The organism is Hyalangium sp. (assembly GCF_035629615.1).
GTDB lineage: Bacteria > Myxococcota > Myxococcia > Myxococcales > Myxococcaceae > Hyalangium.
In genome coordinates, this window is the sequence record NZ_DASPHO010000777.1 from 1 (window position 1) to 21,702 (window position 21,702).

A 21,702-nucleotide genomic window follows, 5' to 3' on the forward strand; every position below is an offset into this window, starting at 1 on the left:
CGTCCCGAGCGACAGGACCGCCGCCGCCAGCGAGAGCGCGCTCGTCCAGCGGAGGCTCGCCTCGAGCTTGGAGCGATCACCCTGCATGACGGCCACGGCGAGCAACAAGGCGCGGATCGCCAGGCCGAGGAAGGTTCCCCAGGCCACCAGGGCTACCACCGCTGTGGCGACCATCAGCGTCTCGCCTTGGAAGCCGGCGAAGGAGGGGCCGAACATCACCGCTGCGTGGAGCATCAGGATGGCCAGAGTCACCATCGCCGCCGTACCGTAGGCTCTCATCGCCTTCCCCCTCCGGCTCTCGAGAATCAGGAGCCGCCCCCTGTGCAGGTGGCAATCCACAGGGAGATCCGCAATGGCCCCGAGGGGTACCCTGCTGTCAGGACTTCGACGGTAACTGTTCGGAAATGTCGGGGGTTTTGAGCCACAAAAGTCCCGACATTTCCGAACAGTTACGCACGCGCCCCGGCTCGGCGGGCCCTGGGGAGGGCCGTTTCCTGCTGCTGCAGGGCTCGGGTTGGGGGCTTCACGCGTTCAGGGCCGCGGCGTGGTGGCGCAGGTGGTCCTCCATGAAGGTAGAGACAAAGTAGTAGCTGTGGTCGTAGCCCTCCTGCATCCGCAGGGAGAGGGGCTGCCCCGCGGCCGCGCAGGCCTCCTGGAGGAGCTCCGGGCGCAGCTGCTCCGTGAGGAACTTGTCCTTCGTTCCCTGGTCCACCAGCAGCGGAGGCAGGGGCTCGCGCAGCGTGCGCACCAGCTCGCTGGCATCCCAGGCTCGCCAGGCCTGCTGTTCCGGCCCCAGATAGCCGCTGAACGCCTTCTGTCCCCACGGAGCGCGCATGGGCGCGGCGATGGGCGCGAACGCGGAGACGGAGCGGTAGCGTCCAGGCTGGCGCAGCGCGCACACGAGCGCCCCGTGGCCGCCCATCGAGTGGCCGAAGATGCCCTCCCGGTCCGCCCGCGCGGGCAGGTGCGCCGCCACCAGCGCCGGCAGCTCCCGCGTGACGTACGTGAACATACGGTAGCGGGAGGACCAGGGAGGCTGGGTTGCGTCCACGTAGAAGCCCGCCCCGACGCCAAAGTCCCAGGACTCGCTCTCCCCCGGGAAGCCGGCACCGCGGGGGCTCGTGTCCGGAGCCACCAGCATCACCCCCAGCTCCGCGGCCACCCGCTGCGCGCCCCCCTTCATGAGGAGCGTCTCCTCCGTACAGGTGAGGCCCGCCAGGTAGTAGAGCACCGGCACCTTGCGCGTCGCCGCCTGGGGCGGCACGTAGATGCCAAAGCGCATCTCCCCACCGCAGGCCTCCGAGGCATGGCGGTAGAACGCCACCGTGCCCCCGAAGCAGCGATGCTCCGAGGCCAGCGTCAGCGGCACCGTCATGAATACTTCACCACGCTGCGGATGGACTCGCCCCGGTGCATCATGTCGAAGGCCTCCTGAATGCCCTCCAGCGGCACCATGTGGGTGATCATCGGGTCGATCTGGATCTTCCCCTCCATGTACCAGTCCACGATGCGAGGCACGTCCGTGCGCCCGCGCGCCCCGCCGAAGGCCGAGCCCTTCCACACGCGCCCCGTGACGAGCTGGAACGGCCGCGTGCTGATCTCCTGCCCCGCGGCCGCTACGCCGATGATGATGCTCTCGCCCCAGCCCTTGTGGCAGCACTCCAGCGCCTGCCGCATCGTCCGCACATCCCCGATGCACTCGAAGCTGTAGTCCGCGCCGCCCTTCGTCAGGTCCACCAGGTACTTCACCAGGTCGCCTTCCACCTCGCGCGGGTTCACGAAGTGCGTCATGCCCAGCTTCTCGGCCAGCTCTCGCCGCCGCGGGTTGATGTCCACCCCGACGATCATGTCCGCCCCCACCATGCGCGCCCCCTGCACCACGTTCAGCCCGATGCCGCCCAGGCCGAACACCACCACCTTGCTCCCCGGCTCCACCTTCGCCGTGTAGACGACGGCGCCGATGCCCGTCGTCACCCCGCAGCCGATGTAGCAGACCTTGTCGAAGGGAGCGTCCTCCCGGATCTTCGCCACGGCGATCTCCGGCAGCACCGTGAACTGGGCAAAGGTGGAGGTCCCCATGTAGTGGTGGATCGGCTCGCGCCCGAGCCGGAACCGGCTCGTCCCGTCTGGCATCAACCCCTTGCCCTGTGTCGCGCGGATGGCCTGACAGAGGTTCGTCTTCCGAGACAGGCAGTACTCACACTGCCGGCACTCGGGCGTGTAGAGCGGGATGACGTGATCCCCCTTCTTCAGCGAGGTGACGCCCGGGCCCACGTCCACCACCACCCCAGCGCCCTCGTGGCCGAGGATCGCCGGGAAGAGGCCCTCCGGATCCTTGCCGGACAGTGTGTAGTCGTCCGTGTGGCAGACGCCTGTGGCCTTCAGCTCGATGAGGACCTCTCCCGCCTTGGGCCCCTCGAGCTGCACCGTCTCGATACGCAAGGGCTTGCCCGCCTCGAACGCGACCGCCGCGCGAACGTCCATGTGCTCTCCCGTGGCATGGCCCTTCCACAAGGGAAGGCGCCGGGAGCGGACTATACTGGGCTCATGGCGATCCAGTACTCGAGGACACAGGAGCGTCTACTGCCCGCGCCGCCCGAGCTCGTGTGGGGGCTCGTCGCGGACTCCAATCGGTGGGATCGACTGGTGGGCTTGAACCCCACGCAGTACCGCTACACGACGCTCGACGCCGAGGGCCAACAGGTACGGGCCCGTCTCGGCTTTGGCATCCAGTCCTGGGGAGTGTCCGAGTGGCTCGAGCGCGGTGAGTGGGTAGAAGGCCAGCACATCCAGGGCATGCGGCAGTACGTGTCCGGCCCTCTTCGGCTCGGCGGCTTCCGCGCGGAGCTGTCTCCGGTGGGGGCAGGGGCCCGGGTCTCCGTGACTGCATACGTCGAAGCCGACAAGCCGCTGGACGCGCAGCTCGAGAGCCGGGTGCTCCAGGCGTTCGATCAGGCGCTGAAGCTCTATTTCGATGCCCTGGCGCGCCTCTTCACCCGCGCGCGGATGAAGGGAGAGCTGGAGGTGGGGCCGGAGCCCGCGGTCATCCAGGCCCGGCAGCTCCTTGGCCGGATGGAGCCGGATGGCTCGGCGTTCGGTCTCCGAGGCCTCGTCCAGGACAAGGAGCTCGAGCTCCGCGCGCAGCGCTTCGCCAGCGCCCCGATCGTGCCCGAGCTCCGCGAGCGGATCATCCGGTTCGCTCGGGAGGGGTTCGATGACGAGCTGAGGCAGATCCGCCCGTTTGCGCTGGCACGCATCTGGGGCTTCGAGCGGCGCGAGGTGCTCCGGGGCTTCCTGCACGCGGTGAGGGCCGGCCTCTACGAGCTCCAGTGGCAGCTCGAGTGCCCCATGTGCCGGGAGGGAGTGCAGGAGCTGCCAGGTCTGGAGCAGGTGAAGCGCGAGGGGTATTGCGTTGACTGTGATCGCGCCTTCCGCCTGGACTTCGGGGCGAACGTGGAGGCGATCTTCACGGCGAGCCCGGCGGTCCGCTTCGTGGCCTCCGGCTCCTACTGCGCGGCCTCTCCGTGGTTCCGGCCCCATGTCATGGCGAACTTCATCGTCCCTCCGCATGGCCAGCGGGAGGTGTCGCTGGAGCTGCCGGACGGTGCCTACACCGTTCGCACGACCATGCGGCGCTACCGCACCGGACTCCCCGCGAGCCCAGGCGCCAGGCTCCAGGTGACGCTGGAGTCGGGGACGCTGGGGGTGAGTATCGGAGAGGCTGTTGCGGGGGAGCCGGGCGTGTCGCTCGTGCTCAGCAATGACACACCGTATGAGGAGGAGTTCTCCCTCGAGCGCGCGGACTGGGCCCCTGAGGCCGCGCTTGGCAGGGACGTGCTTGCTGTGCCGGACTTCCACGATCTGTTCCCGACCGAGGCCCCTGCCACCGGGGTGGAGCTGTCCATCGGCTCCATGGTGGTGCTGTTCTCGGATCTCACGGGCAGCACCTCCCTGTACGAGCAGCTCGGCGACGCGCGGGCCTTCGCCCTCATCGAGCAGCACTTTCGCACCGTCGAGCAGGCGGTCGCGCGCCACGGTGGCGCCGTGCTCAAGACGATGGGGGACGCGGTGATGGCCACCTTCCCGCGTGCAGGCGTGGCCTTCTCGGCGGCCCTGGAGATGGTGCGCGAGACGGAGCAGCTCCACAGCCACCATGGACTGCGCTTGAAGGTCGGGCTCCACGAGGGGCCGTGCCTTGCCGTGCGCGCCAACCAGCGCCTGGACTTGTTCGGCACCACGGTGAACCTGGCGGCGCGGCTCCAGGGGGCGGCGAAGGGAGGGCAGGTGGTGCTGCTGGAGCGGCTCTTCCAGCACCCGGAGATCGCCGAGCACGTGGCTCGCGAGCATCTGGAGTCTTCGCGCTTCGAGGCCGAGCTGCGCGGCGTCAGCGAGCGGCAGTCCTGTGTGGCGGTGGTGACCAGGGAGAAGGGCTGAAAGAATTCAAAGAGAAACAGCAACGCCCGCCCCTCCGCGGTGCCATGGGCGGAGGGGCGGGCGTCTCAGACGGAGTGTCTACAGAGGGGCAGCGCTCTCAGGGCGAGTAGAGCTCCGCGGAGGATTGGTAAACCCCGGCATTGTGGCCCCCCTCAACGAGCACCTGGCCGGAGGAGAGCAGGGTGGCGGTGTGGGTGGTGCGGGCCGTGCTCATGGAGCCGGCGGAGGACCAGGAGTTGGTGGCTGGGTCGTACACCTGCGCGGAGGAGAGGTAGGTCGTGCCAGTGACGCCCCCCGCGACGAGGACCTTGCCGGAGGCGAGCAGGGTAGCGGTGTGCCAGTAGCGGGCCGTGGCCATGGAGCCGGCGGAGGACCAGGAGTTGGTGGCCGGGTCGTACACCTCCGCGGAGTTGAGGGTTCCAGTAGTGCCGCCTCCCCCCGAGACGAGGACCTTGCCGGAGGCGAGCAGGGTGGCTTCGTGGCTGAAGCGGCCCGTGGCCATGGAGCCAGCGGCGGACCAGGAGTTGGTGGCCGGGTCGTACACCTCCGCAGAGGAGAAGTAGGTCGTGCCAGTTTGGCCCCCCGAGACGAGGACCTTGCCTGAGGAGAGCAGGGTGGCCTCGTGGTATTTGCAAGCCGTGCTCATGGAGCCGGCGGCGGACCAGGAGTTGGTGGCCGGGTCGTACAACTCCGCTGAGTTGAGGGTGCCAGTCGTGTCGTTGCCCCCCGCGACGAGGACCTTGCCGGAGGCGAGCAGGGTGGCGGTGTGGGATCCGCGGGCCGTGGCCATGGAGCCGGCGGCGGACCAGGAGTTGGTGGCCGGGTCGTACACCTCCGCAGAGGAGAAGTAGGTCGTGCCTCTTTGTCCCCCCGTGACCAGCACTTTGCCGGAGGAGAGCAAGGTGGCGGTATGGCCCAAGCGGGCCGTGGCCATGGAGCCGGCGGAGGACCAGGAGTTGGTGGCCGGGTCGTACACCACCGCCAACGGGGGGGAGCCAGACGTAGAAATGATGCCCCCCGTGACGAGCACCTTGCCGGAGGAGAGCAGGATGGCGGCGGAATTGGAGCGCCCCGCACCCGTGGAGCCTGCGGCTGTCCACCCGGCCGCCGCGCACGCCGGCAGGCCGGAGAGGGAGAAGGGCTTTGAGGCCGAGAGGCCGTAGGCATTGGTGACGACAGCGGTGACGGAGGGAGTGACACCCGTCAGCGTGCACGCAGGTGCCGTCCACACGACATGGCTGTTGGTAGCGGTGTTCTGCGCTGCGGCCAGGGAGCCGGTATTGGCAGTCCAGGCAAACGTCATGGAGCTGGCCTGTGGGTCCATGGCGGTGACGTCAAAGGCCACTGTCTGCCCCGGGGAGGTGGAGAGGGCGGACTGGTAGAAGTTGGTGACGAGGGGCGGGAAGAACTCGGTGGCGGTGCCGGTGACGCAGAGGCTGAGGGCGCCTGTCGTCTGCCCCCCGCGGCCATCCTGCACCGTGACGGTGAGGCGGCAGTTGTTACAGGTGCCGGCGGGAACCGAGGAGGGCACGAAGGAGGCGGCGCTGGAGGTCGCATTCGTCCAGGTACCGGGGCAGGTCGCGATCCACTGGTAGGAGAGGGCATCTCCATCCGCATCCGAGGCATTGGCCGAGAGGGTGGTGGACTGTCCAGCGTCGAGCCGGTTGAGAGAGGCGGAGACCTTGGAGACCACAGGCCAGAGGTTGAAGGAGATGTTGACGGCGGCGTTGCCAGTGCTGACGCCGGAGACGACATTGATGGCGATGGAAACGGAGACGGCAGCCCCCTGAGAGTCCGTCACGGTGAGGGTGAGGATCTGGACGCCAGCAGAGGACGGCGCCGTCCAGGAAGAGGAGGCGGCGGTGGGGGCAAAGAAGGTGCCGCCGGAGGAAGCCCAAGCAAAGGTGAGGGTGTCCCCGGGGTTGGGATCATGGGCCGTCGCAGTCAGGGAGAGAGTGCCCCCCGCAGGGACAGAGGTCGCGGAGGCAACAAGGGAGTCAATGACAGGCACTTCATTGCCGTAGGGCGGAGGGGGAGGAACCTCTTGGAGGGTGATGGCCACGGCAGTGGTCTGGTTGGCGGTGATGGTGACCCCTGAGGCCTGGCCTTGGAAGCGCAGGGCGCCGGAGGAGTCAAAGGCCTCGGCGAGGAAGGAGCGGTTGGAGCCGGTGGGGATGTTGCCGATGAGTCCACCCCAGGAACCGTTGGACCTGGCCAGCTCGACAACGAGGGAGCTCATGTCCTGGGCGGAGACCGTCACCCGGACGCGGGTGACATCATCAGCGGAGAGGGCCTGCTGAGCGGAGGCAAAGACCTGGGCGGAGCCCTGGGGTTGAGTGGTGCAGGCTGCCAGGGAGAGCAGCATCACTGCGGCGAGAAAGGGGAGACGTCGGGGGATGGGCATGTTCTTTCGGACTCGCTCACGTGGAGCGGTTGGGGGGGACCTCGGTGCTGAGTGGGTGAGCCGGCAAGTTGTAAAGTGATGCAGAAAAAGTGAGGGCAGGACTCCAGCCCTGGCGACGGCCTGCCCGCGGGCGCGGAAACCAAAATGAACAGAAGGGTTGCGAGCCCGGCAGGCCTGCGCTCACCCCCAGCAAACCCCACCCCGGGAAAAATCAAGTGATTCTAGGGGTTTGAGATTCAACGGGGCCTTGGGGGCGCCCATTCTCGTCATACGGGGGTGACGAGATGCGATCACTCGAAACTCTCCCTGCACCTCTCGCGATAACCTAGAGAACGAATCCGTAGGCCCTCACGCCGTGAGGTCTCGCGGAGCCCTGAAGGGACTTGCCCCCATGACGACCACTTCTTCTACCCGCTCGCAGAGCTCGCAGAGCACGCAGTCGACCCGTTCCACATCGACGACTACCCGCGCAGCGTCGAACCCGAACGCCATCCTCTCGAAGTACCAGCCCACGGGCGCCTCGTCGGCCACCGCGCGGCAGGATGGGCTGCCGGGCGGCGTCGCCTCCTCGCAGAAGATGGCGCGCACGGATCTGACGAAGATGAAGAAGTACGCGGACGAGTTCGCCGCCGCGGGCAAGAAGCACAACCTGCCCCCAGCGCTGCTGGCCGCCATCGCCAGCCGTGAGTCGCGCGGCGGCTCGGCGCTGGACAGCCGGGGCTTCGGCGATCACGGCAACGGCTTCGGGCTGATGCAGGTCGATAAGCGCTTCCACTCGCCGAAGGGCGGCCCGTTCAGCGCCGCGCACATCGATCAGGCGGCCGGCATCCTCAAGTCGTACCACAACCAGATCAAGGCGAAGCACCCCGACTGGCCGCCCGAGCAGCAGCTGCGCGGCGCGGTGGCCGCGTACAACTCGGGCCCGGGCAACGTCCAGACCATCAAGAACATGGACAAGGGCACCACGGGCAATGACTACTCCACCGACGTGTGGGCGCGCGCGCAGGAACTGGCCCCGCACTTCGGCGGCAGCACGGGCAGCGCGGGTGGCACGGGTGGCACGGGTGGCAGCACGAAGCCGAGCAAGCCGTCCGGCGGAAGCGCCCCGACGCTCAGGGAGGGCAGCAAGGGCTCAGAGGTGAAGTCGCTGCAGAGCAAGCTCGAGAAGCTGGGCTTCGAGCTGGGCTCGCAGGATGGCGCCTTCGGCCCGAAGACCGAGGCGGCCGTGAAGCGCTTCCAGGGCAAGCACAACCTGGAGGTGGACGGCATCGCGGGCCCGAAGACGCACGCGGCCCTCGAGAAGGCGCTGGCCGCCCGCACGGAGCAGGCGAAGCTGCAGAGCGACTCCTTCGACCGCAAGGCCACCAAGTGGAAGGACGCGCCCGCGCTGGCGGACGTGAAGTCCGGCAAGGAGCACCTCCAGCAGGGCATGGAGGGCGGCTCGGTGAAGCACCTGCAGAAGCTGCTGGGCCTGGAGACGGACGGCAAGTTCGGGCCGGACACCAAGAAGGCCGTGGCCGCGTTCCAGAAGGATCATCGTCTGGACGTAGGCGACGCCGCGGGCTCCGTCGGGCCGAAGACGCTGGCGGCCATGGAGAAGGCGGCCAAGTCGTCCGGCGGTGGCGCCATTGACGATGGCCGCGGCTGGGGCGGGTCCGAGGGCGTGGCCGATGCGGCCAAGGCCATCGCGCGGGAGATGGGCATCCCGGTGACGAGCCAGAAGCGCAACCTCGCGGACACGAAGCGCGTGGGCTCTACCACGGGCTCGGATCACTACACGGGCAACAAGAACGCGTTCGCGACGGACTTCGGAGTCGCCGGCGCGCGTGGGGACCAGCTGGCCCGCGCCATCGCGAAGAAGTACGGCATCCCCGCGAGCAACATCGGGACGTACAACCGGCACACCATCAACGTCGATGGTCAGAAGTACTCGCTGCAGCTGCTGTGGAAGGTGAAGGGTCACTTCGACCACGTGCACCTCGGCATCCAGAAGCACTGAGCTTCAGGGAGTCAGTGACACGACACAGGTGACAGGTGGAGACCTCGTCCAGGGTCTCCACCTGCTCCGCTTCGGGGAAGGGGCGCAGGAGCCGCTTGCGGGTTATAGGGGAGGGCGTGTCTGACGCTCCCGAATCCGCGCTCGAACTGGCGCTCGCTCGCGCCAGTGAGGAACTGCAGCTTCCCTCCTATTATCGGTCCTCCGTTCGTCCGCTCCTGCGCGACCCCGAGGGCCGCTGGCCCGTGTGCTGTGGCGGAGGCTGTGAGCCCTGCTCCCAGACGCTCGTGCGGGTGGCCGCCAGGACCCTGGAGCTGATGGGCACGCCGCGCAAGGCGCCGCTCCCGGAGTAGCGCGAGCCAGCGGTGCTCACACGAGCCGCCTAGAGGGGCCATGGCTCTCCGGAAGCGCTACTGCCAGACGTCATTCCGTGGCATGACGCTCACCCAGGCGCATGAGCCCCACACCCCATCCGCTCCTCCTCGTCGACGATGACGCCGCCTTCCGCAAGGTCTACGGCGGCCTGCTGCGTGACGCGGGCTACGAAGTCCTCGAGGCCGCGGATCGTCCCTCCGCTCGCGCCGCCGTGGAGGCCCGCGCCTACCCCCTCGTCCTCCTGGATTTGATGCTCCCGCCCGATGGCAGCGTGTCCACCGGGCTGGAGCAGCTCGGCGCGCTGCTGGCCGTCCGCCCCGGCACCAAGTTCATCGTCGTCTCCGGGGCCGGGGACACGCGCCACTCGCTGGAGGCCATCCGCCTGGGCGCCTATGACTTTCTCACCAAGCCCGTGGACCCGGATGTGCTCCTCGTCGTCGTCCAGCGCGCCATGGCCCGCGTCGCCCTGGAGCGGCAGGTGGAGGCCCTGCAGTCCTCGCTCGCCCACGCCGGCGGCGACACGGCCATGGTGGGGCAGAGCGCCCCGTTCCTCGCCGCCGTCTCGCTCGCCGAGCGCATCGCCGCCAGCGATCTGCCTGTCCTCGTCACCGGAGAGAACGGCACCGGCAAGGAGCTGCTCGCCCGCTCCATCCACCTCAAGAGCCGCCGCCGCGCCGGCTCCTTCATCCCCGTCAATTGCGGCGCCCTCCCCGAGAACCTCCTGGAGAGCGCCCTCTTCGGCCACGTGAAGGGCTCCTTCACCGGCGCCACCCGCGATCACCGTGGCCTCTTCACCGAGGCCGACGGCGGCACGCTCTTCCTCGATGAGATCGGCGACATGACGCCCTCGCTCCAGGTGAAGGTGCTGCGCGTCCTGGAGACCGGAGACATCCTCCCCGTGGGCGCCGACCGGCCCTCGCATGTGGACGTGCGCTGCCTCTCCGCCACCAACAAGGACCTCGGGGCCATGCAGCAGGCCGGCACCTTCCGCGAGGACCTCTACTGGCGCATCAAGGGCGTCGAAGTCCACCTGCCGCCCCTGCGCCAGCGCACCGCGGACCTGTCGCTGCTCGCCCGTCACTTCCTCAACCAGTGCGCCCACCTGTGCCCGGATGGCCGCGCCCGGCAGCTCTCGGACGCCGCCACCGAGGCGCTCCTCGCGCACCCCTGGCCCGGCAACCTGCGCGAGCTGCGCCACGAGATGCAGCGCGCCTCCGTGCTCGCGGGGGAGCGGCGCGAGCTCCAGCCCGAGGATCTCTCCTTCACCGGCAGCGAGCGTCTGCGCACGCCCGCCCCTGGCGCCACCACGCTCCAGCAGAAGGTGGAGGCCCTGGAGCGCCGCGAGATCGAGGAGGCCCTGCGCCGCTTCCACAGCAACCGCACCCATACCGCCGAGCACCTCGGCCTCTCACGGCAAGGGTTACTCAAGAAGCTCGAGCGCTACGGGCTGACGTGAGCGCTCGGACTCAGAACAGGCGCGTGCCGATTCCCAGCCGCACCTGGTAGCCCGGCCGCACCTGGTTGGGCTCGTCGGGCGCCTTGAAGCTCTCCACGCCGAGCTGCCCCGCCATCAGCAGCGTGATGCCCGAGCCCAGGTAGAACTCCGCGCCTCCACCCGTGAGCACCTGGAAGCGCCGAGCCCCCGTGGGCGCCAGCCCGAGATCCACCGGCGCGTCCAGCAACCCCACCACCGCCACCGTGTCCGACACCCGCCAGCTCACCACCAGCCCCGGAGTGATCCGCAGCAGCACCCCGCCGAAGTTGTCCGCGTCCAGGTACGCGCTGCCCGAGTTGAGCACCAGCCCCAGGCTCAGCGTCGGCGCGAACGTCGCCGGCCCCTCCTGCACCACCGCCCGGCGCGCCCCCACCTCGAAGATCCCCGCCAGCCGGAAGTAGTCCAGCCGCCCCCGCGCCTCGAGCTCGAAGCCGGAGATGCCCTGCCGGAAGCCACCCCCCATCTCGGGAACGCCCACATATCCATACAGCGCGGTGACTCCGTCCGGGAGCACCGCCGGAGCCACCACCGTTCCGAAGGACCACTCCTCGCGCGCAGGCCCCGCTTCCTGCGCGGCCACGCGGGCTGGCAGGGCAAACACGAGGGCCAGCAGAAAGACTGGGCGCGTCATGCACCCACCTTACGCCCCCGCCAGGAGCCGTCGATCTTTCCTCCGGCCTCCGACCGATTCCGGACATCCCCGGGCTCCTCCTAAAAAAAGCGCTCCGGGGACTTTCTTGGAGAGCGAGAATGGTCCATTATGCACATCAGTTCCTCTATTCCGGATTATTACCGTTTGAGCCGATAAGCGATTCTCAGTCCCCTCCTCCCCCTGGAGCCCCCCTTGGCCGCCCGTTCCCCTCGCGCGACCATCATCGAGCCTGCCTCCACCGTCTCCGGGCTCAGCCCGCGGAGCCGGCGTGGCAAGCGCGTCAGCGTGCTCCTGGTGGAGCCGGACCCTCGGTACTGCTCCGAGCTGGGGGCGGGGCTGGCGGAGGCGGGCTTCGAGGTGATGGTGGTGGCCTCGGCCGAGGATGCTCGGCATGAGCTGGCGGCGGCCGCGATCCTTCCGAGCCTGATCGTCACCGAGACGGAGCTGGAGGGGATGGACGGCTTCACCTTCTGCGGCCAGGTGCGTGCCGAGCCGCGCACGGCGCAGGTGCCCGTGTTCCTGCTGTCCAGCCGCTGGGAGCCGTTCCACCCCGAGCTGGCCGCGCGCATGGGCGCGGACGACTACCTGAGCAAGCCGGTGGCGGTGCAGGACGTGGTGGCCCTGGTGCGACTCAAGGCGGGCCGGCGCACGGCGGAGCTGGAGTACGAGGCGCACTCGGCCCGGCTGCCCCTGACGGAGGTCGCCCGCGCGCTGCTGACCGGGGTGCGCTCGGGGCGAGTGGTCCTCAAGGATGGCGGTGATGGGTTCTTCGCCTTCCGGAGCGGGCGCGTGGTGGACGCGGCCTTCCAGGGCGAGCGGGGGGTGCTGGGCTTCCGGCGCCTGCTGGCCTTCGGCAGCGGGGTGTATGGGGTGACGTTTGGCCCCGAGCTGCACCGCGGTTCGCTGCTGATGGATGTGACCTTCCTGCGTCTCGAGGTGCTGCCTTCCCTGGAGCGGTTCGAGCGGCTGCGCGAGGTGGGGGTTCCGCTGGCCGCGCGCCTGACGGTGGACTTCCCAGGGCTGGCCGAGCAGCTCTCCTCGCTGCCGGATGAGGTCATCTCCCTGGTGCGCCTGTTCGATGGGCGGCGCACGGTGCGCGCGGTGCTGCTGGAGTGCCGCCTGCCGGAGGTGATGGCGTTCGAGGCCATCATGCAGCTCTTCATGCTGGGGGTGCTGATGCCCGCCAGCCGTGCGGAGGAGCGCGAGCGTGTGCTGGATGCGCCGCGCTTCTTCGAGCCGCGGGAGTCCGAGGCGGCCCGGGTGGCCCGAGAGGTGGATGCGCGCGAGGCCGAGGAGCGTGCGGCCGCGGAGCACGAGGAGCGGATGCTCCAGGCGAGCGCGCCCGAGGCTCCAGTGTCCCCTGAGCTCGAGCTCCCGATCGACGTCCAGGCCTCCGAGGTGGTCTCCGAGAAGGAAGCCCCGGTGGCGGCCGAGCTGGACACCGAGGCCAGTGCCGAGGCCCATGCCGAGGAGCGCATGCCCCAGCTGCCCGCTCCCGCCATCCTGAGCTTCCCCAAGCCGGCGGCCCGTCGCCGGGAAGAGGGGAAGGCCCGACCCCGCCCGGTCGAGGTGTTCCACCTGGCCTCGGGGGAGACCCGCCCCGTCCGCTGAGCGCGGACAACGTTTGACTCGGCGGGTAGGGTTAAGGGAGAAGTCGCCACTCCCATGTCCGGTCACAACCGATGGTCCAAGATCAAGCGCCACAAGGCCGCCATGGGCGCGACCAAGGGCAAGCTCTACACGAAGGTCATCAAGGAGATCACCGTCTCTGCTCGGATGGGGGGAGGGGATCCGGCCGGGAACGCTCGCCTGCGCGTCGCCATCGCGGCGGCCAAAGAGGCGAACATGCCCAAGGACACCATCGAGCGCGCTATCAAGAAGGGCACGGGCGAGCTGGAGGGTGAGAGCTACGAAGAGGTGATGTACGAGGGCTATGGCCCGGGCGGCGTGGCCGTCCTGGTCGAGTGCCTCACGGACAACCGCAACCGCACCGCGGGGGACGTGCGCGCCACCTTCGGCAAGGGCGGCGGCAACCTGGGCGCCGAGGGCGCGGTGGGCTGGATGTTCCACAAGAAGGGCGCCATCACCGTGAAGCCGGGCCCCACCGAGGACCAGGTGATGGAGAAGGCCATCGAGGCCGGCGCCGAGGACGTCATCAACCAGGGCGCGGAGGGCTTCGAGGTGCGCACCGCGCCGGCGGATCTGCACCCGGTGGCCTCCAGCCTGGAGGCCGCGGGGCTGAAGCTGGGCGAGCAGAAGTGGAGCTACTTCCCGCAGACCACGGTGAGGCTCGAGGGCGAGAACGCCAAGAAGATGCTCAAGCTGATGGACGCGCTGGAGGACAACGACGATGTCCAGAACGTCCACGCGAACTTCGAGATCGACGAAGCGCTGATGGAAGAACTACAAGGCTGAACGTGCGCGTCCTTGGGATCGATCCGGGTAGCCGCCTCATGGGCTATGGCGTGGTGGAGGAGCAGCGTGGCCGGCTGGTGCACGTGGCCCATGGGGTCATCAAGGTGGACGCCGAGGCTCCGCTCCACCACCGGCTGATGGTGCTGCACGCCGAGTTGACGGGCGCGCTGCGCAAGCACCGGCCGCAGGCGGTGGCAGTGGAGGGTGTCTTCACCTTCCGCAACGCGCGCAGCGCCCTGGTGCTGGGGCATGCGCGGGGTGTGGCGCTGCTGGCCGCGGCGCAGGCGGGGCTGCCCGTGTACGAGTACCCACCGGCGAAGGTGAAGCGCTCGGTGGGGGCGGGCGGCGCGGCTGGGAAGGATGCGGTCGCCCGCATGGTGTGTTCTCTGTTGAAGATCGAGGCCATCGAGCGGGCGGACGCCAGTGACGCGCTCGCGGTGGCGCTCTGTCACCTCAACCAGGGACGGGCGGCGAGCCTCCTTGCGGGCAGCACCCGTGGCTCTCCCGGCAAGAGCCGGAAGGGGGCGGCCGCGCTGCTCGCGGATCGGCTGAGCCCGTCCTACCGGCGCCCGGAGGCGAGATGATCGCAGCACTGCGCGGGACCCTGGTGGAGAAGAGCCTGGACGAGGCTCTCATCGACGTGGGGGGCGTGAGCTACCGCGTCGCCTTCTCCACGCTGACGCTGGGGAAGCTGCCCGCGGAGGGCCAGCCCGTGCACGTGCGCGTGCGCACGGTGGTGCGCGAGGACGCCTTCGAGCTGTTCGGCTTCCTCACGCGCGGCGAGGAGGAGATGTTCCTCCTGCTCACCTCCGTGTCGCATGTGGGGCCTCGGCTGGCGCTCACCGTGCTCTCGGGCATGGAGGTGCCGGAGCTGGTGGTGGCGATCGCCAAGGAGGAGGTGGCGCGGCTCACCAAGATCCACGGCATCGGCAAGAAGACGGCCGAGCGGCTGGTGCTGGAGCTCAAGGAGAAGGTGAAGACGCTGCACCTGGAGGCCGTGGCCAAGGGTGCGATGATACCGCCCCCGCCGGCAGGGCCGATGGCGGACCTCGTCTCGGCGCTGTTGAACCTGGGCTACAAGGCGCCCCAAGCGGAGAAGGCCGCGGAGGTGGCCGGGGAGCGGCTCGGCCCCGAGGCTGCGTTCCAGGCCCTGTTCCGCGAGGCCCTCAAGGTGCTGCGCTCGGGGGCTTGAGCCTCCTGGGCGCTCTGGCTCCAAGTCTTCTTCCACCGTCCGTTTCAGGGTCTCGACATGAAGAAATCCTCCCGGTCGTTCCTGCTCCTCTCCCTCATGGCGCTGGTGATGATGACGAGCCGCTGCGACTGTGGCAGCGGCACCTCGTCCGGGCGCTGCGAGGGCGCCATCGGTGGACTGCTGATCTCGGACGAGATCACTGCCGAGAGCGCATACTCCATCGACCACGATCAGGGCCGGAACATCATCAGGGCCAGCTTCGGAGGCCAGAAGGTCCAGATCGAGGCAACCGTGAGCCGCGCCACGGTGCTGACGGGAGGAGACGTGCTGAACCTGCCGAGCGAGCTCCCACTGGGCGGCGGCACGGGTGGGGCCGACGGAGGCATGGGTGGGACGGATGGGGGCACGGTGGTCATCAAACCGGCCTCACCCGAGATCAAGTCCTGGGAGCTCAGGACGCAGGAGCCCCGCCCAAGACTGCGCGAGGGCACGCTGGAGCGGGTCCTCACCTTCGTGGATCTTCGCCTGTCTACGACGCTGAGGCTGATCTTCGAGGACGGCACGTCGCTGATCTGCGAGTTCCAGCTGCGCCACGACGAGGAGCAGGACGTCGGTAGGGACCCCTCCGACAGCGAGGGAGGCGGATGCCTGAGCGGCGGCGGCGGCGGCGGGGACTCGGACTTCGACTGACGCATGCCCCGGTGGCTGCTCCAGCCTGTCGATGCGGCCTCACTGGCAGCGCTCCGCATCGCCTTCGGCGCGGTGATGGCCGCCACGCTCCTGCGCTATTTCCTCAAGGGGTGGATCCACGACTACTACGTGGCTCCCTCCTTCTTCTTCACGCTCCCGGGCTTCGGGTGGGTGAAGCCTCTGCCAGCGGTGGGGATGTACCTGCTCTTCGCCGCGCTGGGGCTGCTGGCGGTGGGGGTGATGGTGGGCCTGTTCTACCGGGCCTGCGTGCTGCTGCTGGCCGTGGGGTTCACGTACGTCCAGCTCCTGGACCGGACGCATTACCTGAACCACTACTACCTGACGTGCCTGCTGGCCTTCCTCATGGCGCTGATGCCGCTGGAGGGGCTCTGGTCGCTGGATGCACGCCGGCGCCCCGAGCTGCGGCGAGACACCGTGCCCGCGTGGTGCCTGTGGGCGCTGCGCGCGCAGCTCCTGGTGGTGTACCTCTTCTCGGGGATGGCGAAGCTGCAACCGGACTGGCTGCTCCAGGGCCAGCCCATGATGCAATGGCTGGACGGCACCCCGGTGGCGCGGTGGCTGGCCCCCGCGGTGCCGCTGCACGCCCTGGCGCTGGCGGCGAGCTGGGGCGGGATGCTGGTGGTGCTGCTGGGACCCCCGCTCATGCTGTCGCGGCGCGCACGGCCCTCTGCGTACGCCGCGCTGCTGTCCTTCCACCTGATGACGGGACTGCTGCTGAACATCGGCGTCTTTCCCTGGCTGGCGGCCCTGCTGCTGCTCGTGTTCTTCGAGCCGGACTGGCCGCGCCGGGTGCTCGCATGGGTGCGTGGAGTGCCGGTGCCCGTCGCCACCAAAGGCCTCGAGCCCGCGGCCGTCACCCGGCCCGCGCCGTGGCTCGTCGTGCTGCTGTGCGCGCACTTCGCCGTGCAGGTGTTGGTGCCGCTGCGGCACCGGCTCTACGCGGGGCCGGTGCTCTGGAATGAGGAGGGGTTCCTCTTCTCGTGGCACATGAAGATCATGGAGAAGCGGGCCAACGCGCGCTTCGAGGCGACGGATCCCGCTACCGGGCAACGCTGGCGGGTGGACCCGCTGCAATACCTAACGGAGAAGCAGGCGTACCGGATGGTGACCCACCCGGACATGCTGGCCGCCTTCGCGCGCCACGTGTCGGCGGAGTACGGGCGCCAGGGGCGGCCCGGTGTGGAGGTGCGCGCCTGGGTGGCCGTCAAGCTGAACGGGCGGCCCCGCCGGCTCCTCGTGGATCCGGCGGTGGATCTGGCCGCGCACGAGGAGGGCCTCGCGCCCAGGCCGTGGCTCCTGCCGCTGGAGGGCGCCGGGGCTCGGCAGGTGCCGTGAGCCCCGGGCGCGAGTGGGTCAGGCGCGCTCGACGCGGATGCGTGTGGGCAGGCCGTTGAGGCTGAACTCCTCCTCCTTGCCGGTGAGGCCCTCGGGGCCCACGTTCAGCTCCGAGGCGAGCGTCTCGCGGGAGATGAACTCCTTCGACTCCTGAGCCACCCGGAGCACGCGCGCGTCCCCATCCACCCAGACGCGGATGCGGTCGGTGTAGCCGAGCGCCATGTCCTTGCGCGCCGCCTGCACCCGGGCGAGCAGCTCGCGCACGAGGCCCTCGTCCACCAGCTTCTCGGTCAGCTCGGTGTAGAGCACGACGACGCCCACCCCGGCGCCCGCGGCGGCATAGCCAGGATTGGCCTCCACGAGCACCTCCAGCTCCTCGGCGGGGAACGCCATGCGCTCGCCGTCGATGGTGATCGCCACCATGCCCTTGAGCGCCAGCTCTCGCTGGAGGATGCGGCCGTCGGCGGAGTCGAACGCCTTGCGCACCGGCGCCAGCTTGGGGCCGAGCCGGCCGCCCACCGCGCGCAGGTTGGGGCGGACCTTGTAGCGGACCACCTCCGTCTCCTGGCCGGCCTCGAGGAAGCTCACCTCGTGGACGTTCAGCTCGTCGGCGATGAGGTCCTTGTAGCTGGCCACGCGCTCTTTCAGCTCCGAGCGCGCGAGGATGACGTCGACGCGGGACAGGGGCTGGCGGACCTTGAGCCGGTTGTCGGTACGGACCTTGAGGCCCAGGGAGACGAGCTCGCGCACCGCGCCCATCTCCGCGGCGAGCCCCTCGTCGATGAGGGGCTCGTCGACGTCCGGGAAGCGGCCCAGGTGGACGCTCTCCGGCTGGGACATGGGCCAGGGGCGGCGCACGAGGTTGAGCCACATCTCGTCGGCGAAGAAGGGGATGAAGGGCGCGGCCATCCCGGCGATGGTGGTGAGCGCCTCGTAGAGGGTGAAGTACGCGTCGAGCTTGTCCTGCTCCAGGCCGGGCGCCCAGAAGCGGTCTCGGCTGCGGCGCAGGTACCAGTTGGAGAGCGCATCCACGAGCGCCACCAGCCGCTGGGCCCCCTCATACACGTGGTACGCGTCCAGCGAGCGGGCCACGTCGCGCAGGGCGAGCTGGACCTCGGAGAGGATCCACCGGTCGAGCACCGTGCGGAGCTTGGGCTCGCGCCAGCCCTGGCTCTTGCGGATGGCGAGCCACGGCGCCTCGGAGGCGTCCGGGTTGCCGGTGGCGGGCGAGAAGCCGTCGATGTTCGCGTAGATGGTGAAGAACGAGTAGACGTTGCGCAGCTTGACCTGGAAGTCTTTCTGCAGGAGCCGCACGTTGCTCAGTGAGTGGCGCGTGTTGGACCAGGTGGGGCTGGCCGCGAAGAAGAACCAGCGGAACGCATCCGCGCCCGGAGCCTTGGTGGAAGGGTCCTTGATGACAACGCGCTCGGAGGGAGCCAGCCGAGGCACCTCCACGGGCATGACGTCCGCGCCGCGGGCCGAGGGCGCGACGCCCAGGGCCTCCAGCTCCTTCTTCGCCAGCAGCAGCACGCGCCGCTTGAGCTTCTTGTGGGCCTTCACGGTGAGGGTGAGGGCAGTGCCGGGCTTGTCCGGGCGGAAGACCTGCACCTTGGCGCCTTCCTGGAGGTCCAGGCCCTCGAGGTCCTCGCGAGCGATGAGCGCCTCGCCGGCCACTCCTGGGACGCTGGCGGCCTTGTCATCGAGCACGGCGAAGTCCATCCGCACTTCGTCGAGGATGATCTCGGGCGGGGTGTAGTTGCCCTTGGACTTGGACTCCTTCTTGCCTTCCTTGTCGGAGACATGGCCGAGGACGATGCAGCTCTTGTAGGGGTACGGCCAGCTTCGGGGCGGGGTGATGCCCTCGCGCTGCTGCGTCTCCTCATCGAAGACGAGCGTGCTGATCATCAGCAGGGAGTAGAACCAGCCACGGGTCTGGTCGATGGCCTCGGAGATGAAGTCGGCGGGGAAGGCCTGGGTGAACTTCTCTCGCGAGCCCTGAAGATGGGGGAAGCCCCACTGGGCGAAGGGCATGCAGCCCGAGTCGAACCATACATCGATGACCTCGGGCACGCGGGAGAAGCGGCCGGGGGTGCCGGGCTTCTCGTACGTCACCTTGTCGATCCAAGGCTTGTGGACGATGAGGTGCTCTGCGCTGGTGGCGCCGGGCTTCTGGGCGAGGAAGGCCTGGAGCTCGGCCTCCACGGCGGCGAGGTTGCTGCCGGGCTTCTCGCGCAGGGCCTGGAGGGAGGGGACGGCCTCCACTTCGCCCGTCTCCGAGTGGACCCAGAGGGGCAGCGGGGTGCCCCAGTAGCGCTCGCGAGAGAGGGCCCAGTCGACGTTGTTGGCGAGGAAGTCGCCGAAGCGGCCCTCCTTGATGTGCTCGGGGACCCAGGTGACGGCGCGGTTGTTGGCGATGGCCTGGTCCTTGACGGACGTGGTGCGGATGTACCAGGCGGGGCGGGCGAACTGGATGAGCGGGTCGTCATCGGCGCGCCAGCAGAACGGGTACTCGTGGCGGTACTGCTCCACGAGCGCCAGGAGCCCGCGCTCCTTGAGGGTGCGGACGATCTCCTTGTCCGCGTCCTTGACGAACTTGCCGGTGAGCTGGGGGAGGTCCTCGGAGAAGGTGCCATCCGGGCGGATGGCGCAGAACATCTCGAGGGCCTCGGGCTGGGTGAAGCGGGTGCGCTCGTGGCGGAAGGCCTCGTAGTCGTCCTCGCCGAAGGCGGGGGCGATGTGGACGATTCCGGTGCCGCTGGTGAGGGTGACGAAGTCTGCGGGGATGACGCGCCAGGCGGGCGAGTCCGAGCCACCCTCCTTGAGGGGCAGCTCGGTGGAGCCAGCGCGCTGGAAGTAGGCGTCGAAGGGCGGGAAGTAGCGGCGGCCCACGAGCTCGCTGCCCTTCTGGGTCTCGAGGATGGGCAGATCCTTCTTGAGCTTCTTGGCGAGCTCGTCGCGGAGGGCGGCGGCGATGATGAGCTTGCGCTCGCCAGCATCCACGGTGACGTAGTCGACCGTGGGGTTGACGGCGGCATACATGTTGGACGGGAGCGTCCAGGGCGTGGTGGTCCAGATGAGGAGCGCGGTGTCGGGCGAGCCCCTCAGGGGGAAGGCGACATAGGCGCTGGGATCATCGACGGTGCGGTAGCCCATGCCGACTTCGCCGGAGCTGAGAGCGGTGCCGCCCTGGGGCCACCACCAGACGATCTTGTGGCCACGGTAGAGGAGGCCCTTGCGGAACAGCTCGGCGAGGGCCCACCAGACGCTCTCGACGTAGCTGCGGTGGTAGGTGACGTAGGCGTCGGGGAGATCGACCCAGAAGCCGATGCGCTCGGTGAGGCGCTCCCACTCGCTGGTGTAGCGGAAGACGGACTCGATGCAGCGCTGGGTGAAGGGCTCGACGCCGTAGCGCTCGATCTCGGCCTTGCCGTGGATGCGGAGCTCCTTCTCGACCTCCACTTCGACGGGGAGGCCGTGGGTGTCCCAGCCGGCTTTACGGGGGACGCGGAAGCCGCGCATGGTCTTGTAGCGCGGGAAGAGGTCCTTGATGACGCGGGTGAGGACGTGGCCGTTGTGGGGGAGGCCGTTGGCGGTGGGCGGGCCCTCATAGAAGATGAAGGGCGGGGCAGCGTCCCGGCCCTCGAGTGTCTGCTCGAAGATCCGGCGCTCTTTCCAGAAGGAGAGGATGCGGCGCTCGTCCGCGGGGAAGTCGATCTCGTTGGGGATCGTAGCGAAGAGGGGCTGGGCCATGACCCAAGACAGATAACACCAGGAAGGCCCGGATGGGGCGTCTTGTGTGCGTCTCCAGGGGTATTTCGGCCACCCCTAGGACGATTCTCCCAGCACCTCCGCGAGGCTCGAGGCGTTCAGGGCTCGGTCAAACCACTGATCGAGCAGGCGCGTGTCGGTACAGGACAGGATGCGCCTCCGGGTCTTGGCATCCACCTGGTGCTCGATGAGCACGAAGATCAACACGGGCTCCCCGCCGGTCAACTGGGCAGAGAACAGCAGATCGCTCTGGGTTTCGCGCAGCTGCGCATCCACGACGTTGCTGGGCTCGCGGCGCAGGGTGCTCCAGTCCACCTGGGCGACGAGGTTGGCGGGCAGTGCGGCGCGCAGCTCGGCGGCGGCGCGCGCAGGGTGGCCGAGCGTGTAGCGGACGAAGCGATCATGGGGGCCAGACATACGGCACTGTCCATGAGCACACTTCGGGCCAACGCCCGCGTGCGGGCAGAGCGCTCTGGACAGCCCGGCGGCAGGCTCGCTCCGTGGACTCACCGTCCACGCCATGGGACGCCTGCCTGCGGTGGGGCGTGCCACCACTGCCTTCTACTTCTCCCGCGTGTTGAATGGGCGTGAGGGCCCCAACGCGGGCGCGTAGCACCGCTTTCTCCATTCGTAGGTGACGTCGGAGCAGGGGGGGACCTCATCTCCCACCAGGGTCCAGCAGCTGCCATTGATCTCGACTTGGGGTTTCTTGCACGGAGGCAGGCGCTGGCCGGGCAGCGGAGCGTCAGGTACCGCCGCGCTGACGCCCTGATGGGTCTCTGAGGGAGCGGGGACCAGGGGAGGGGACGACGAGGCCTGGGCGAACACCTGGAATGGGCGCAGGGCACAGAGCAGGGACGCCATGAGGCACGCGCGAATCATGCCCGGAGCATAAAGTACCGGGCACGAGCCAGCGAAGAGCCCC

General features: G+C 69.0%; 17 protein-coding genes. 10 read left to right on the top strand and 7 right to left on the bottom strand.

Annotated elements, in window-relative coordinates:
• The 3 genes from VD972_RS38755 to VD972_RS38765 all read right to left on the bottom strand — a co-directional run.
• Positions 1–279: hypothetical protein (locus VD972_RS38755; RefSeq protein ID WP_324993869.1), on the bottom strand; the 279-nt coding region annotated here is incomplete at its 3' end.
• Between the two features lie 244 nt (positions 280–523).
• Positions 524–1,375, bottom strand: coding sequence for an S-formylglutathione hydrolase (gene fghA / locus VD972_RS38760; protein ID WP_324993870.1), 852 nt, complete (start codon positions 1,373–1,375; stop codon positions 524–526).
• Entirely contained in the window at positions 1,372–2,484 is a 1,113-nt protein-coding gene (locus tag VD972_RS38765) for an S-(hydroxymethyl)glutathione dehydrogenase/class III alcohol dehydrogenase (RefSeq protein WP_324993873.1), read from the bottom strand. Before VD972_RS38765 ends, fghA begins: the two co-directional genes overlap by 4 nt.
• 63 nt (positions 2,485–2,547) lie before the next feature.
• On the opposite strand from VD972_RS38765, the gene VD972_RS38770 reads away from it, so the two are divergent.
• Positions 2,548–4,434, top strand: a complete 1,887-nt coding sequence (locus tag VD972_RS38770) for an adenylate/guanylate cyclase domain-containing protein (protein ID WP_324993875.1) — start codon at positions 2,548–2,550, stop codon at positions 4,432–4,434.
• 97 nt (positions 4,435–4,531) lie between these two features.
• Here VD972_RS38770 and VD972_RS38775 read toward each other — a convergent pair whose 3' ends face one another.
• A complete protein-coding gene (locus VD972_RS38775; RefSeq protein WP_324993877.1) occupies positions 4,532–6,838 on the bottom strand; it encodes a kelch repeat-containing protein in 2,307 nt (768 codons plus the stop codon).
• A gap of 391 nt (positions 6,839–7,229) precedes the next feature.
• Between VD972_RS38775 and VD972_RS38780 the strand changes: the two genes are divergently transcribed.
• From VD972_RS38780 to VD972_RS38790, 3 genes are all read left to right on the top strand, one after another.
• A complete protein-coding gene (locus VD972_RS38780) occupies positions 7,230–8,837 on the top strand; it encodes a peptidoglycan-binding protein (RefSeq protein WP_324993879.1) in 1,608 nt (535 codons plus the stop codon).
• Between the two features lie 116 nt (positions 8,838–8,953).
• On the top strand, positions 8,954–9,187 hold the full coding sequence (locus tag VD972_RS38785; protein WP_324993881.1) for a hypothetical protein: 234 nt from the start codon (positions 8,954–8,956) through the stop codon (positions 9,185–9,187).
• A 101-nt stretch (positions 9,188–9,288) separates the two neighbouring features.
• Positions 9,289–10,665: a sigma-54 dependent transcriptional regulator gene (locus VD972_RS38790; RefSeq protein WP_324993883.1), complete on the top strand. Its 1,377-nt coding sequence runs from the start codon at positions 9,289–9,291 to the stop codon at positions 10,663–10,665.
• Between the two features lie 10 nt (positions 10,666–10,675).
• Here VD972_RS38790 and VD972_RS38795 read toward each other — a convergent pair whose 3' ends face one another.
• Positions 10,676–11,335 (bottom strand): hypothetical protein, encoded by a 660-nt coding sequence (locus VD972_RS38795; protein ID WP_324993885.1) that lies wholly within the window; start codon positions 11,333–11,335, stop codon positions 10,676–10,678.
• Positions 11,336–11,548: 213 nt separating this feature from the next.
• Here VD972_RS38795 and VD972_RS38800 point away from each other — a divergent pair, with 213 nt between their 5' ends.
• From VD972_RS38800 to VD972_RS38825, 6 genes are read left to right on the top strand one after another with little or no spacing between them, the layout of a single operon-like run.
• Positions 11,549–12,967 (top strand): response regulator, encoded by a 1,419-nt coding sequence (locus VD972_RS38800; protein WP_324993887.1) that lies wholly within the window; start codon positions 11,549–11,551, stop codon positions 12,965–12,967.
• Between the two features lie 54 nt (positions 12,968–13,021).
• Complete coding sequence (locus tag VD972_RS38805; protein ID WP_324993889.1) at positions 13,022–13,771, top strand: YebC/PmpR family DNA-binding transcriptional regulator; 750 nt, start codon at positions 13,022–13,024, stop codon at positions 13,769–13,771.
• Positions 13,772–13,773: 2 nt separating this feature from the next.
• A complete protein-coding gene (gene ruvC, locus VD972_RS38810) occupies positions 13,774–14,355 on the top strand; it encodes a crossover junction endodeoxyribonuclease RuvC (RefSeq protein WP_324993891.1) in 582 nt (193 codons plus the stop codon).
• Positions 14,352–14,963: a Holliday junction branch migration protein RuvA gene (gene ruvA / locus VD972_RS38815; protein ID WP_324993893.1), complete on the top strand. Its 612-nt coding sequence runs from the start codon at positions 14,352–14,354 to the stop codon at positions 14,961–14,963. Before ruvC ends, ruvA begins: the two co-directional genes overlap by 4 nt.
• A gap of 57 nt (positions 14,964–15,020) precedes the next feature.
• Positions 15,021–15,653: a hypothetical protein gene (locus VD972_RS38820; protein ID WP_324993895.1), complete on the top strand. Its 633-nt coding sequence runs from the start codon at positions 15,021–15,023 to the stop codon at positions 15,651–15,653.
• Positions 15,654–15,656: 3 nt separating this feature from the next.
• The gene (locus tag VD972_RS38825) at positions 15,657–17,009 is read left to right on the top strand and encodes an HTTM domain-containing protein (protein WP_324993897.1); all 1,353 of its coding nucleotides are present in this window, start codon (positions 15,657–15,659) and stop codon (positions 17,007–17,009) included.
• Between the two features lie 18 nt (positions 17,010–17,027).
• Here the strand turns inward: VD972_RS38825 and ileS are convergent, their stop codons facing one another.
• Entirely contained in the window at positions 17,028–20,759 is a 3,732-nt protein-coding gene (ileS, locus tag VD972_RS38830; RefSeq protein ID WP_324993899.1) for an isoleucine--tRNA ligase, read from the bottom strand.
• A 75-nt stretch (positions 20,760–20,834) separates the two neighbouring features.
• Positions 20,835–21,194 (bottom strand): Rpn family recombination-promoting nuclease/putative transposase, encoded by a 360-nt coding sequence (locus VD972_RS38835; RefSeq protein ID WP_324993901.1) that lies wholly within the window; start codon positions 21,192–21,194, stop codon positions 20,835–20,837.
• Positions 21,195–21,702: the final 508 nt, after the last annotated feature.

Coding starts and splice junctions, on each gene's coding strand:
- VD972_RS38795 (WP_324993885.1), bottom strand. CDS start 11,335: ATGACGCGCCCAGTCTTTCTGCTGGCCCTCGTGTTTGCCCTGCCAGCC.
- VD972_RS38820 (WP_324993895.1), top strand. CDS start 15,021: ATGAAGAAATCCTCCCGGTCGTTCCTGCTCCTCTCCCTCATGGCGCTG.
- VD972_RS38835 (WP_324993901.1), bottom strand. CDS start 21,194: ATGTCTGGCCCCCATGATCGCTTCGTCCGCTACACGCTCGGCCACCCT.
- VD972_RS38825 (WP_324993897.1), top strand. CDS start 15,657: ATGCCCCGGTGGCTGCTCCAGCCTGTCGATGCGGCCTCACTGGCAGCG.
- ileS (WP_324993899.1), bottom strand. CDS start 20,759: ATGGCCCAGCCCCTCTTCGCTACGATCCCCAACGAGATCGACTTCCCC.
- VD972_RS38780 (WP_324993879.1), top strand. CDS start 7,230: ATGACGACCACTTCTTCTACCCGCTCGCAGAGCTCGCAGAGCACGCAG.
- VD972_RS38770 (WP_324993875.1), top strand. CDS start 2,548: ATGGCGATCCAGTACTCGAGGACACAGGAGCGTCTACTGCCCGCGCCG.
- ruvA (WP_324993893.1), top strand. CDS start 14,352: ATGATCGCAGCACTGCGCGGGACCCTGGTGGAGAAGAGCCTGGACGAG.
- VD972_RS38775 (WP_324993877.1), bottom strand. CDS start 6,838: ATGCCCATCCCCCGACGTCTCCCCTTTCTCGCCGCAGTGATGCTGCTC.
- VD972_RS38765 (WP_324993873.1), bottom strand. CDS start 2,484: ATGGACGTTCGCGCGGCGGTCGCGTTCGAGGCGGGCAAGCCCTTGCGT.
- VD972_RS38805 (WP_324993889.1), top strand. CDS start 13,022: ATGTCCGGTCACAACCGATGGTCCAAGATCAAGCGCCACAAGGCCGCC.
- fghA (WP_324993870.1), bottom strand. CDS start 1,375: ATGACGGTGCCGCTGACGCTGGCCTCGGAGCATCGCTGCTTCGGGGGC.
- VD972_RS38790 (WP_324993883.1), top strand. CDS start 9,289: ATGAGCCCCACACCCCATCCGCTCCTCCTCGTCGACGATGACGCCGCC.